Below are 14,271 nucleotides of genomic sequence, written 5' to 3' on the forward strand. Positions count from 1 at the left end.
GAAAAATGAAGATTTTTCGTATCATTGCACAAAATTTAAAGCCTCCTTAGCTCAGCTGGTAGAGCAACTGACTTGTAATCAGTAGGTCATTGGTTCGATTCCGATAGGAGGCTCTTTTTATGTTAAAGTGTTAGCATTTTAAAGTAAAAAATGGGGAGATTCCAGAGCGGCCAAATGGGACAGACTGTAACTCTGTTATCGCAAGATTTCGAAGGTTCGAATCCTTCTCTCCCCACACTTTAAATGAATGACCAAATGTTTTAATGATAGAATAAATCTCTCATTCTTTCATTCAATCAATCACTAATTTTAAAAGCGGAAGTAGCTCAGTTGGTAGAGCGATAGCCTTCCAAGCTATAGGTCGCGAGTTCGAACCTCGTCTTCCGCTCCAGTAAAATTAGAAAAGTGGGCAGTTATTGGTTGCGGTTTTAATTTAGTTAAAAACAAAAGGCTGAAACTGGAAACTAAAAGCCGACTTAGCTCAGCGGTAGAGCACTTCCTTGGTAAGGAAGAGGTCATGGGTTCAATTCCCATAGTTGGCTCAGGATAATAAAGCTTTGTTAAATCTGTTTAATATGCAGGGTAGACAAGGTTTTTTGTGTTGCATTGTATCAAAACAATAAATAAAAAATTAATAAAAAGTTAACCTACTAATTAGTTATAAATAAAATGGCAAAAGAAAAATTTGACCGTAGTAAACCGCACTTAAACATCGGTACAATCGGTCACGTCGATCACGGTAAAACAACTTTAACAGCAGCTATTACAAAAGTTTTAGCTGATGCAGGTTTATCTGAGGCACGTTCATTCGATTCAATTGACTCAGCTCCTGAGGAAAAAGAAAGAGGTATTACTATTAATACTGCGCACGTTGAGTATTCAACTGCAAACCGTCACTACGCACACGTAGATTGTCCAGGTCACGCGGATTATGTTAAAAACATGGTTACAGGTGCGGCTCAAATGGATGGTGCTATTATCGTTGTTGCTGCTACTGATGGTCCAATGCCACAAACTCGTGAGCACATCTTATTGGCTCGTCAGGTTGGTGTACCTTCATTGGTTGTATTCATGAACAAAGTGGATATGGTTGATGATCCTGAATTATTAGAATTAGTAGAAATGGAAGTTCGTGAATTATTATCGTTCTACGATTTCCCTGGTGATGATATTCCTGTTATTCAAGGTTCTGCTTTAGGTGGTTTGAACGGAGATGCTAAATGGGTAGCAAAAATTATGGAATTAATGGATGCTGTAGATAGCTACATTCCAATTCCTCCACGTTTAACTGAGCTTCCATTCTTGATGCCTGTTGAAGATGTATTCTCGATCACTGGTCGTGGTACTGTAGCAACTGGTCGTATTGAGCGTGGTGTAATCAACTCTGGAGATCCGGTTGAAATCTTAGGTATGGGTGCTGAGAACTTAAAATCTACAGTAACTGGTGTTGAGATGTTCCGTAAGATCTTAGATTATGGTGAAGCTGGTGATAACGTAGGTTTATTGTTACGTGGTATTGAGAAAACTGATATCCGTCGTGGTATGGTAATCTGTAAACCAGGTTCAGTAACTCCTCACACTGATTTCAAAGCTGAGATCTATGTATTATCAAAAGCAGAAGGTGGTCGTCACACGCCATTCTTCAACAAATATCGTCCTCAATTCTATTTCCGTACTACAGATGTAACTGGTGAGATCTCACTAGCTGAAGGAACTGAAATGGTAATGCCAGGTGATAACGTTACAATCACTGTTAAATTAATTAACGCGATTGCAATGGAAAAAGGTCTACGTTTCGCTATCCGTGAAGGTGGTAGAACAGTAGGTGCTGGTCAGGTAACTGAAATCTTAGCTTAATTTTAAGCTGTAACAATATAAAAAGAGCTAGTTTAGGCTAGCTCTTTTTTATACACACGGGAATAGTTCAACGGTAGAATAGAGGTCTCCAAAACCTTTGATCAGGGTTCGAATCCTTGTTCCCGTGCTTAATATAATGATTGAGTATTTTGAATGAGTGAATGATTGCATTTGAAAGGTAACTTTCGGATATTATCATTCACTCATTTAGGCATTCATTCATTTAACAATTTTAATATGGCTAAAGTAGTTGAGTTTATAAAAGAATCGTACGATGAGATGACCAATAAGGTTACATGGCCTACTTGGGGCGAACTTCAAAGTTCTGCAATTCTTGTTTTGGTAGCTTCCTTGATTATTGCATTGGTAATTTTTGCAATGGATAAAGGATCTACGTTTGTATTGGATACTTTTTATAAATCACTTTCTAATTAATATTATCTAATGAGCGATCTAAAGTGGTACGTTGTAAGGGCTGTTAGCGGTAAAGAAAAGAAAGTAAAACAGTACATAGATGCTGAGATCAGCCGTTTAGGTTTCTCTCATTTGGTTCCCCAGGTATTAATACCGATGGAGAAATATTACCAGATGAAAGATGGTAAAAAAATTGCTAAAGAGCGTAACTTTTATCCTGGTTATGTGCTAATCGAAGCTACATTAGATGGAGAGTTAGAGCACATTATTAAAGGCATTAACAGTGTTATCGGTTTCTTAGGCGATAAAGCTGGTAACCCAATCCCAATGCGCCAGGCAGAAGTTAACCGTATTTTAGGTGTGGTTGATGAAATGAGCGAGCAGGGAGAAACAATGAATGTTCCTTATTACGTTGGCGAAGGCATTAAAGTAATGGACGGACCTTTCAATGGTTTCTCAGGTATTATCGAAGAGGTAAACGAAGAGAAGAAAAAGCTGAAAGTTATGGTTAAAATCTTCGGTCGTAAAACCCCACTAGAGCTTAACTACATGCAAGTAGAAAAAGAGTAATAAATTATTCATGATATTAAAGGCCTTAGAATTTATTTTCTAGGGCCTTTTGTTTTAGATCAATTTAGGCCTGACCATTTAAGGTTTAGTTTATCTTTAGTAAGATAATAGTGTTTAAAAATCGTTATAACTATGAAAGTACTTATTGTATTTTTGGTCTGTATATTTTGTTATGCTTTTGACGGTTTCAGTATGCATCACCGTTCCATAAAAATATCGATAGATACGCCCACTATCATCAAAAAAATACAATCAGACTTTTCTACAATCAATAAATATTTAAGGTTTTATAAAAAGAAATTTAAGAATGCGCCAGACATGTCGGCAGAAGGCGGAGAGGTAACCGGCTATTATGATAAAAGTGGGCTAAAAAAGATTTATGCTGTTTTCTATGGTGAAACAGGAAGAGCTGAAGCTGATTATTACCTTAATAAGAATGAGTTATTCTTTGTATTCAGGAAGGAGATATTTTATGATAAGCCAATGTACTTGAAGGATTCTAAGATAAAAAATACTGTCGAAACGCGTTATTATTTGCATGGTAATAAAGTGATAAAAAGTATTGCCCAGCCTAAAACATCAACAATATTGTCTGATAAAGAAATAGTGGATGCCTTAAATCAAATCTTAGAGATATTGAATGCGAAATAGGAATGGCTTAATTTAATAATCTGGTTAGCACCCAGTGGCTAATTGATTGAGATATGTTATTAACGCATTAGATATAATAAAAATATATTTTTCTCAAACTATTGTGCGTCTGCAAGATTATCCATATCTTTGCAGTCCTTTAAGCTTTATAGGAGCCCTAAGGAAAATAAATGTTACATGCTTCCAATATTTAACATTGAGTTTTAAATAAACAAAAAACACAAAATGGCAAAAGAAGTCAGTGCAATGATCAAATTACAGATCAAAGGCGGAGCTGCAAATCCATCGCCACCAGTAGGGCCTGCATTAGGTGCTAAGGGGGTGAACATTATGGAGTTTTGCAAACAGTACAACGCTCGTACCCAAGATAAAGCAGGTAAAGTATTGCCAGTTGTAATTACTGTTTATGCTGATAAGTCATTCGATTTCATCATCAAAACCCCTCCTGTAGCTATCCAGTTAAAAGATGCTACTAAATTACAGAGTGGTTCTGCTGAGCCTAACCGTAAAAAAGTTGGATCGGTGACCTGGGACCAGATTAAAGTTATTGCTGAGGATAAAATGCCTGATTTAAATGCATTTACAATCGAATCTGCAATGAGTATGGTTGCCGGTACAGCACGCAGTATGGGGATCACCGTTTCTGGTGACGCACCCTGGAACAATTAATTAAAAAACAGTTTACAACAGTGGCGAAATTAACTAAAAATCAAAAAAAGGCACATGCTAAAATAGAAGCTGGTAAAGCTTATACTTTACAGGCTGCTGCTGCTTTGGTAAAAGAAATCACTACCACTAAATTCGATGCATCAGTTGATATTGATGTATCTTTAGGTGTTGATCCGCGTAAAGCGAATCAAATGGTGCGTGGTATTGCTACTTTACCGCACGGAACAGGTAAAACTGTACGTGTTTTAGCTTTGGTAACTCCTGATAAGGAAGAAGAAGCAAGAGCAGCTGGTGCAGACTTCGTAGGTTTAGACGAGTATGTAGCTAAAATTGAAGGTGGTTGGACCGATGTAGACATTATTATCACTACACCAGCTTGTATGGCTAAGGTAGGTAAATTGGGCCGTGTTTTAGGTCCAAGGAACTTAATGCCTAACCCAAAATCTGGAACAGTAACCAACGAAGTTGGTAAAGCTGTAACAGAGGTTAAAGCAGGTAAGATTGATTTTAAAGTAGACAAAACGGGTATCATACACGCCTCGATAGGAAAAGTATCATTCCCAGCAGATAAAATTTATGAGAATGCACTTGAAATCATTCAGGTAATTTCTAAATTAAAACCATCTGCTGCTAAAGGAACTTATTTTAAAAGCATTCACGTGTCTTCTACAATGAGTCCTGGAATTGCAATTGAAACAAAATCAGTAGCGGGGATTTAATCATGAACAGAGAAGAAAAAAACGAAGTAGTTTTAGAACTACAAGGACAAATGCAAGAGTATGGCAATTTTTACATTGCTGATACTTCTAGCCTTTCTGTTGAGCAGATCAATAATATCCGTCGCAAATGTTTTGAAGGTGATATCATCATGAAAGTTGCTAAAAACTCTTTAATCCGCAAAGCGATTGAAGGTTTAGATGGCGATGCTTCTGAGATATACGAAGCCCTTAAAGGTTCATCATCATTATTATTCTCAAAAACAGCAAACGCTCCGGCGAAGTTGATTAAAGCTTTGAGAAGAACATCTGATAAACCATTGCTTAAAGCAGCATTTATAGATTCATCAGTATATGTTGGCGATGACCAATTGAATAACTTAGTAAGCTTGAAATCAAGAGAAGAGCTTATCGGAGATATCGTTGGATTATTACAATCACCAGCTAAGAATGTTATATCTGCGCTTAAATCAAGCGGAGGCAAAATTGCAGGAATTGTTAAAACTCTACAAGAGAGAGAAGGTTAACGAACACCTTAAGTTCGCAATAAAACAAAATTATTTTTACGTAAATTTTTAAAATCTTAATAAAATGGCAGATTTAAAATCGTTTGCTGAGCAATTAGTAAACTTAACCGTTAAAGAAGTTAACGAATTAGCTCAAATCTTAAAAGACGAGTATGGTATCGAGCCTGCAGCTGCTGCTGTAGTTGCTGGTCCTGCTGCTGGTGGTGATGCACCTGCTGCTGCTGCAGAAAAAACATCATTTGATGTAATCTTAAAAGAAGCTGGTGGCGCTAAATTAGCAGTTGTGAAACTTGTTAAAGACTTAACTGGCCTTGGTTTGAAAGAAGCAAAAGACTTAGTTGACGGAGCACCAAAAGAATTAAAAGCTGGTGTTACTAAAGACGAAGCAGAAGCTCTTAAAAAACAATTAGAAGAAGCTGGAGCAGTAGTTGAGATTAAGTAATCACTTAACTTAGCTAAGCTAAAAATGTATTAGACACCGACTGAAAATGTCGGTGTCTTTACCTGTTTATAAACATCTCATTTTGTTTGGTTAATGAGCATGCTTGGAAACGAAACCAAACAAATAGTTTATTCTTAAACTAAAATCTTTTAGTCCATTGGCAAAGACAGTCGAACAAAGAGTAAATTTTGCAACTAGTAAGCACATTATAGACTATCCGGATTTTCTGGATGTGCAATTGCAATCATTCAGAGAATTTTTCCAGATAGATACTACATCAGACGATCGCTCAAGCGAAGGTTTGTTTAAAGTGTTTGCTGAAAACTTTCCAATAACAGATTCAAGAAATATCTTCGTATTAGAGTTTCTTGATTATTTTGTTGATCCGCCACGTTACGATATACACGAGTGTATTGAGCGTGGATTAACCTACAATGTTCCATTAAAAGCAAAGCTAAAGCTTTCTTGTAATGATGTAGAACATGAAGATTTTGAAACCATTATCCAGGATGTGTACTTAGGTACGATCCCGTATATGACACCAAAAGGTACATTTGTTATCAACGGTGCAGAACGTGTTATCGTTTCGCAATTACACCGTTCTCCAGGTGTGTTCTTCGGCCAAAGCCGTCACACTAACGGAACCAAATTGTATTCGGCACGTGTTATTCCTTTCAAAGGTTCATGGATCGAGTTTGCTACAGACGTTAACAACGTAATGTATGCTTACATCGATCGTAAGAAAAAATTCCCGGTTACCACTTTATTACGTGCTATCGGTTACGATTCTGATAAAGATATCTTAGAACTTTTTGATCTTGCCGACGAAGTAAAAGTTAGCAAATCAGGTTTAAAGAAATACATCGGTCGTAAACTCGCTGCAAGGGTATTGAAAAAATGGGTTGAAGATTTTGTTGATGAAGATACTGGTGAGGTAGTTTCTATCGACCGTAATGAAGTGATTCTTGAAAGAGAAACCGTTTTAGAAGACGAACACATTGATATGGTTATCGAAGCTGGCGTAAAAAGCATCATCTTATCAAAAGAAGATGGCGCAAGTCAGGCTGATTATACCATTATATATAATACATTACAGAAAGATACATCAAACTCAGAAAAAGAAGCTGTTGAGAACATCTATCGTGCTTTGCGTAATGCAGAACCACCTGATGAGGAAACTGCTCGTGGTATCATTGATCGTTTGTTCTTCTCGGATAAACGTTACGATTTAGGTGATGTTGGTCGTTACCGCATTAACCGTAAATTGAAAATGAATACCCCTGATGAGGTAAAAGTATTAACAAAAGCAGATATTATTGCGATTGTGAAATACCTGATCAAACTGATCAACTCAAAAGAAGAGGTAGATGATATCGATCACTTATCTAACCGTCGTGTACGTACGGTAGGTGAGCAATTGTACGCACAATTTGGTGTTGGTTTAGCCCGTATGGCCAGAACAATCCGTGAGCGTATGAACATTCGCGATAATGAGGTGTTTACACCAACTGATTTGATTAACGCCCGTACGTTATCATCGGTTATCAACTCGTTCTTTGGTACCAACCAGTTGTCTCAGTTCATGGATCAAACGAATCCATTGGCAGAGATCACACACAAACGCCGTTTATCGGCCCTAGGTCCAGGTGGTTTATCACGTGAGCGTGCCGGTTTCGAGGTACGTGACGTTCACTATACGCACTATGGTCGTTTATGTACGATTGAAACTCCAGAGGGACCGAACATTGGTTTAATTTCATCACTTTGTGTGCATGCTAAAATCAATAATTTAGGTTTCATTGAAACACCATACAAACGTGTTGAAGATGGTAAAGTAGTTGTAGATTCAGACGTTATTTATTTATCTGCAGAAGATGAAGATGGTAAAACCATCGCTCAGGCCAATGCAGAGTATGATGATAAAGGTGTATTTACCACGCCACGCGTTAAAGCGCGTTACGAGGGTGACTTCCCGATTATTGAGCCTGAGAAATTAGACTTAATGGACGTTGCGCCTAACCAGATTACTTCAATCGCTGCTTCGTTAATTCCGTTCTTAGAACATGATGATGCGAACAGGGCTTTGATGGGATCGAACATGCAACGTCAGGCCGTGCCTTTGTTACGTCCTGAAGCGCCAATCGTTGGTACAGGTTTAGAAGGTCGAGTTGCACGTGACTCGAGAACTTTGATCAATGCAGAAGGTGATGGTGTTGTAGAATATGTGGATGCTAATGAAATTACCATTAAATATGAGCGCAACGAAGATGATCGTTTAGTTTCATTTGAAGGTGATAGCAAAACTTACCGTTTAATTAAGTTCAAAAAAACCAACCAGAATACTTGTATCAACTTAAAACCAATTGTAAGAAAAGGTCAGAAAGTTACTAAAGGACAAGTGCTTTGCGAAGGTTATGCAACTCAAAACGGTGAATTGGCATTAGGTAGAAACTTGAAAGTGGCGTTCATGCCTTGGCAAGGTTTCAACTTTGAGGATGCGATTGTAATCAACGAGCGTATTGTTCGTGATGACATTTTCACTTCATTGCATATCGAAGAGTTTGAATTAGAAGTACGTGATACTAAACGTGGAGAAGAGGAATTAACACCAGATATCCCTAACGTTTCTGAAGAGGCTACTAAAGACCTTGATGAAAATGGTATTATCCGTATTGGTGCTGATGTAAAAGAAGGTGATATTTTAATTGGTAAGATCACTCCAAAAGGAGAATCTGATCCTTCACCGGAAGAGAAATTACTACGTGCAATTTTTGGTGATAAAGCAGGTGATGTTAAAGATGCGTCTTTAAAAACTCCTCCTTCAATCCAGGGTGTGGTAATTGATACTAAATTATTCAGCCGTGCTAAGAAAACTACAAAAGCTGAAGAAAAATCGGCAATTGAGAAATTAGACAAAGGATATAACAATATCACTGAAAAATTAAAAGCAGAATTAGTTGATAAATTATTCACTATCGTAAACGGAAAAACATCTCAGGGTGTATTTAACATTTACAAAGAATTATTGGTTGCTAAAGGCGCTAAATTTACTCAGAAAATTTTAGCAGAACTTGATTATAACCACATTAGCCCTAACAAATGGACTACTGATGAGGACAAAAACGAGTTGATTAAAATGTTGCTTCACAACTACGGTATCCGTGTTAACGAAGAACTTGGTGCTTACAAACGCGATAAATTCGCGATCAGTGTAGGTGATGAGCTTCCTTCGGGAATCGTACAAATGGCAAAAGTTTATGTTGCTAAAAAACGTAAATTAAAAGTAGGTGATAAAATGGCAGGTCGTCACGGTAACAAAGGTATTGTTGCACGTATTGTACGTGATGAAGATATGCCTTTCTTAGCTGATGGTAGTCCGGTTGATATCGTGTTGAACCCACTGGGTGTACCTTCACGTATGAACCTTGGTCAGATCTACGAAACTATTTTGGCATGGGCAGGACAGGAATTGGGTGTTAAATTTGCAACGCCGATTTTTGATGGTGCTACCCACCAGGAGGTTGAAGAGTGGATTGCTAAAGCCGGTGTTCCTGCTTCAGGAAAAACCTACTTATACAATGGTTTAACAGGTGAGCGTTTCGATCAGACTACAACAGTAGGTATTATTTACATGCTGAAACTAGGTCACATGGTTGATGATAAAATGCACGCCCGTTCAATCGGACCATACTCATTAATTACACAACAACCATTGGGTGGTAAAGCCCAGTTCGGTGGTCAGCGTTTTGGTGAGATGGAGGTTTGGGCATTAGAGGCATTCGGTGCAGCTAATATCCTTCAGGAGATCTTAACCGTTAAATCGGATGATGTGATCGGAAGGGCCAAAACTTACGAAGCCATTGTTAAAGGTGAAAACCTACCAACTCCAGGTGTACCAGAATCGTTTAACGTATTGGTACATGAGTTACGCGGTTTAGGTTTAGATATTACGTTAGACTAAGTATCGAGTATTAAATATCAAGTATCAAGATGTATAATCCAATCTTGATACTTGATACTAAGTACTTGCTACTAAAAACAAAAAGATATGTCTTACAAAAAGGATAATAAATTAAAAAGCAATTTCACATCAATCACGATTAGCTTATCGTCTCCAGAAATTATTTTGGAACGTTCAAGCGGTGAGGTGTTGAAACCAGAAACCATTAACTACCGTACTTACAAACCTGAGCGTGATGGTTTGTTCTGTGAGCGTATTTTTGGTCCGGTAAAAGATTACGAATGTCATTGCGGTAAATACAAACGTATCCGTTATAAAGGTATTGTTTGCGATCGTTGTGGTGTTGAAGTAACGGAGAAAAAAGTACGTCGTGAGCGTATGGGACACATTGCTTTAGTGGTTCCTGTTGCACACATCTGGTACTTCCGCTCTTTACCAAACAAAATCGGTTATTTATTAGGTTTACCTACTAAAAAATTAGATTTAATTATCTATTATGAGCGTTACGTAGTTATTCAGTCAGGCTTAATGGCTGAAGAGGGTATCAACTATATGGACTTCTTAACAGAGGAAGAATATTTAGATATCTTAGATAAATTACCTAAAGAAAACCAATATTTAGACGATAAAGATCCTAATAAATTCATCGCCAAAATGGGTGCTGAAGCATTAGAAGATTTATTAAAACGTATTGATTTAGATACTTTATCTTATGATTTACGTCACCAGGCTGCTAACGAAACTTCTCAACAACGTAAAAATGAGGCTTTAAAACGTCTTCAGGTTGTTGAAGCTTTCCGTGGTGCTAATACACGTATTGAGAATCGCCCTGAGTGGATGATTGTTAAAATCGTTCCGGTTATTCCACCAGAATTACGTCCGTTGGTTCCATTAGAAGGTGGTCGTTTCGCTACTTCAGATTTAAATGATTTATACCGTCGTGTAATTATCCGTAACAACCGTTTAAAACGTTTGATCGAGATTAAAGCACCAGAGGTAATTTTACGTAATGAGAAACGTATGTTACAGGAAGCTGTAGATTCGTTATTCGATAACTCACGTAAAGTTAACGCGGTAAAAACTGAAGGTAACCGTGCTTTGAAATCACTTTCAGATATCCTGAAAGGTAAACAAGGTCGTTTCCGTCAGAACTTATTAGGTAAACGTGTGGATTATTCAGCTCGTTCGGTAATTGTTGTAGGGCCTAGCCTTAAATTACACGAGTGCGGTATTCCTAAAGATATGGCTGCTGAGCTTTACAAACCATTCATTATTCGCAAGATGATTGAGCGTGGTGTGGTAAAAACAGTTAAATCTGCTAAGAAAATCGTTGATAGAAAAGATCCATTAGTTTGGGATATCTTAGAAAATGTATTAAAAGGTCACCCGGTATTATTAAACCGTGCACCTACCTTACACAGATTAGGTATTCAGGCTTTCCAGCCAAAATTAATTGAAGGAAAAGCCATACAGTTACACCCATTAGTTTGTACTGCATTCAACGCCGATTTTGATGGTGACCAGATGGCTGTCCACTTACCGTTAGGTAACGCAGCAATTTTGGAAGCCCAAGTATTAATGTTGGCAGCACACAACATTTTAAACCCTGCAAATGGTACTCCAATAACCGTTCCGAGTCAAGATATGGTACTAGGATTGTACTATATTACCAAGGGAAGACGTACAGATGAAACTAGAGTTGTAAAAGGACAGGATTCGAATTTCTATTCTCCGGAAGAAGTGATCATCGCTTATAACGAGAAAGAATTAGATCTTCACGCTTTTATCAAAGTAAGGGTAAATGTTAAGCAAAATGACGGTTCTATCGTTAATAAATTAACTGAAACTACTGTTGGTAGGGTGTTGTTTAACCAAATGGTTCCTGAAGAAGTTGGTTATATCAACGAGTTATTAACTAAAAAATCGTTAAGAGATATTATCGGTGAAGTTGTTAAAATGACTGGTATGGCACGTTCTTCTCAATTCTTGGATGATATCAAAGAATTAGGTTTCCGTATGGCATTCCAGGGAGGTTTATCGTTCAACTTACAAGACGTTAACATTCCGGTTGAAAAACATACTTTATTAGAGCAGGCTGCTAACGAAGTTGAAGAGGTAAGAAACAACTATAACATGGGTTTCATTACCAACAACGAGCGTTACAACCAAATCATCGATATCTGGACACGTATCAATAACAGGTTAACTACATTCGTAATGAACCAGTTATCAAGCGATAACCAAGGTTTTAACTCGGTGTATATGATGCTTGATTCTGGAGCACGTGGATCTAAAGAGCAGATTCGTCAGCTTTGCGGAATGCGTGGTTTGATGGCGAAACCTCAAAAATCTGGTTCAGGTGGTGATATCATTGAAAACCCGATCTTATCAAACTTTAAAGAAGGCTTATCGGTATTAGAGTACTTTATCTCTACTCACGGTGCACGTAAAGGTTTGGCGGATACGGCGTTAAAAACAGCTGATGCGGGTTACTTAACCCGTCGTTTACATGATGTTGCACAAGATATGATTGTTAACTCTGTTGATTGTGGTACTTTAAGAGGTATGTACACAACTGCGTTAAAAGATCAGGAAGATATCGTTGAGCCATTATACGACAGGATTTTAGGCCGTACTTCATTACATGATGTGTACAATCCTTTGGATAACTCATTATTAGTAAGTGCTGGTGAAGATATCAACGAAGAAGTTGCTAAACTGATCGAAGAATCTCCGTTAGAAGGTATCGAAATTCGTTCGGTATTAACTTGCGAGAACAAACGTGGTGTTTGCGCATTATGTTACGGTCGTAACTTAGCATCTGGTAAACGTGTTCAAAGAGGTGAGGCAGTTGGTGTAATTGCAGCACAATCAATCGGTGAGCCGGGTACACAGTTAACACTTCGTACTTTCCACGTGGGTGGTACTGCATCAAACATTGCTGCAGAATCAAACATCGTAGCTAAGTTTGATGGTGTAATCGAATTCGAAAATATCCGTACTGTTGATACACAAACAGAAGAAGGAACAGTTCAGGTAGTATTGGGTCGTTCAGGTGAGTTCAAAATTGTTGAGCCAGGAACCGGACGTATCATTGTAACCAACAACATTCCTTACGGTGCATTCTTATTCGTAAAAGAAGGTGATAAACTTGCAAAAGGTGATAAAATCTGTTCATGGGATCCGTACAACGCGGTTATTCTTTCAGAATTTGCCGGTAAAGCACAATTTGATGCCATCATTGAAGGTGTTACCTTCCGTGAAGAATCAGATGAGCAAACTGGTCACCGTGAAAAAGTAATTATCGATACACGTGATAAAACAAAAAACCCTTCAGTTCAGATCGTTGATAAGAAAGGTGAATTCATTAAAGGTTATAACATTCCGGTAGGAGCCCACGTTTCAGTTGATGAAGGTGAAGCTATCCAAACTGGACAGATTATCGCTAAGATTCCTCGTGCAACTGGTAAAACCCGAGATATTACGGGAGGTTTACCTCGTGTAACGGAACTATTTGAAGCACGTAACCCATCTAACCCAGCTGTAGTAACTGAGATTGATGGTGTGGTAACTTTAGGTGGCGTTAAACGTGGTAACCGTGAAATCACAATCGAATCGAAAGATGGTGAAGTTAAAAAATACCTTGTTCCATTGTCGAAACACATTCTTGTACAGGATAATGACTTTGTAAAAGCAGGTATGCCTTTATCAGATGGATCAATTTCTCCGGCAGATATCTTATCAATTAAAGGCCCTGCAGCGGTTCAAGAATACTTAGTAAATGGTATTCAAGAGGTTTACCGTTTACAAGGTGTAAAAATTAACGATAAGCACTTCGAGGTAATTGTTCACCAGATGATGCAGAAAGTTCACATTGAAGATCCAGGTGATACTATCTTCTTAGAAAACAATGCTGTTGACCGTTGGGATTTTGCCGACGAGAACGATGCAATGTACGACAAGAAAGTAGTAGAAGATGCAGGTGATTCGACAGATATCAAACCAGGTCAGATTGTTTCATTACGTAAATTGAGAGACGAAAATTCTCAGTTGAAACGTAAAGATTTAAAACAGATCACGGTTAGAGATGCAAGACCAGCAACTGCAAGTTCTATCTTACAAGGTATTACACGTGCATCATTAGGTACTAAATCGTTCATTTCTGCGGCTTCGTTTCAGGAAACTACGAAAGTATTAAATGAGGCGGCGATTGCAGGTAAACGCGATAATATGTTAGGCTTGAAAGAAAACGTGATCGTTGGTCACTTAATTCCTTCAGGTACTGGTGTACGTGGTTACGAAAGAATCATCGTTGGTTCTCAGGAAGAATACGATAAATTATTGGCTTCGAAACAAGAAGAAGTAGAAGTTTAGATTTTAATCTAAATAATTTGAAACCCCGGCATTTTGTCGGGGTTTTTTTGTTTGGAATAGATTTTGTAACTTTAATAATTAAAAAATAAA

At 37.9% G+C, this 14,271-nt stretch carries 10 protein-coding genes and 5 tRNA genes; all 15 read left to right on the top strand.

All coding sequences use genetic code 11. The features are described 5' to 3' along the window. Nucleotides 1-40: 40 nt before the first annotated feature. A tRNA-Thr gene (locus R2R28_RS06955) sits at nt 41-113 on the top strand. A 39-nt stretch (nt 114-152) separates the two neighbouring features. Beyond that, a tRNA-Tyr gene (locus R2R28_RS06960) sits at nt 153-235 on the top strand. 80 nt (nt 236-315) lie between these two features. Then, nucleotides 316-391, top strand: a tRNA-Gly gene (locus tag R2R28_RS06965). A 79-nt stretch (nt 392-470) separates the two neighbouring features. Further along, nucleotides 471-542 (top strand) — tRNA-Thr (locus R2R28_RS06970). A 127-nt stretch (nt 543-669) separates the two neighbouring features. Next, complete coding sequence (tuf, locus tag R2R28_RS06975) at nt 670-1,857, top strand: elongation factor Tu (protein WP_187593732.1); 1,188 nt, start codon at nt 670-672, stop codon at nt 1,855-1,857. Between the two features lie 56 nt (nt 1,858-1,913). Continuing rightward, nucleotides 1,914-1,984 (top strand) — tRNA-Trp (locus R2R28_RS06980). Between the two features lie 110 nt (nt 1,985-2,094). Beyond that, on the top strand, nt 2,095-2,292 hold the full coding sequence (gene secE / locus R2R28_RS06985) for a preprotein translocase subunit SecE (protein ID WP_025143264.1): 198 nt from the start codon (nt 2,095-2,097) through the stop codon (nt 2,290-2,292). 9 nt (nt 2,293-2,301) lie between these two features. Further along, on the top strand, nt 2,302-2,841 hold the full coding sequence (gene nusG, locus R2R28_RS06990) for a transcription termination/antitermination protein NusG (RefSeq protein WP_025143263.1): 540 nt from the start codon (nt 2,302-2,304) through the stop codon (nt 2,839-2,841). Nucleotides 2,842-2,973: 132 nt separating this feature from the next. Continuing rightward, nucleotides 2,974-3,492 carry a hypothetical protein gene (locus R2R28_RS06995; protein WP_316824978.1) on the top strand — a complete coding sequence of 173 codons (519 nt, stop codon included), beginning with the start codon at nt 2,974-2,976 and terminating at the stop codon, nt 3,490-3,492. A gap of 225 nt (nt 3,493-3,717) precedes the next feature. After that, a complete protein-coding gene (gene rplK / locus R2R28_RS07000; protein WP_010601094.1) occupies nt 3,718-4,161 on the top strand; it encodes a 50S ribosomal protein L11 in 444 nt (147 codons plus the stop codon). Nucleotides 4,162-4,181: 20 nt separating this feature from the next. Next, on the top strand, nt 4,182-4,880 hold the full coding sequence (gene rplA, locus R2R28_RS07005; RefSeq protein ID WP_187593734.1) for a 50S ribosomal protein L1: 699 nt from the start codon (nt 4,182-4,184) through the stop codon (nt 4,878-4,880). A 2-nt stretch (nt 4,881-4,882) separates the two neighbouring features. Then, the gene (gene rplJ / locus R2R28_RS07010; RefSeq protein WP_108200815.1) at nt 4,883-5,404 is read left to right on the top strand and encodes a 50S ribosomal protein L10; all 522 of its coding nucleotides are present in this window, start codon (nt 4,883-4,885) and stop codon (nt 5,402-5,404) included. Between the two features lie 64 nt (nt 5,405-5,468). After that, the gene (gene rplL / locus R2R28_RS07015; protein WP_029279312.1) at nt 5,469-5,846 is read left to right on the top strand and encodes a 50S ribosomal protein L7/L12; all 378 of its coding nucleotides are present in this window, start codon (nt 5,469-5,471) and stop codon (nt 5,844-5,846) included. Between the two features lie 157 nt (nt 5,847-6,003). After that, complete coding sequence (rpoB, locus tag R2R28_RS07020; RefSeq protein WP_316824979.1) at nt 6,004-9,807, top strand: DNA-directed RNA polymerase subunit beta; 3,804 nt, start codon at nt 6,004-6,006, stop codon at nt 9,805-9,807. A gap of 87 nt (nt 9,808-9,894) precedes the next feature. Continuing rightward, complete coding sequence (gene rpoC, locus R2R28_RS07025; protein ID WP_316824980.1) at nt 9,895-14,181, top strand: DNA-directed RNA polymerase subunit beta'; 4,287 nt, start codon at nt 9,895-9,897, stop codon at nt 14,179-14,181. Nucleotides 14,182-14,271 lie beyond the last annotated feature (90 nt).

The sequence above is a fragment of the Pedobacter miscanthi genome, from assembly GCF_032678605.1.
Lineage (GTDB): Bacteria > Bacteroidota > Bacteroidia > Sphingobacteriales > Sphingobacteriaceae > Pedobacter > Pedobacter miscanthi_A.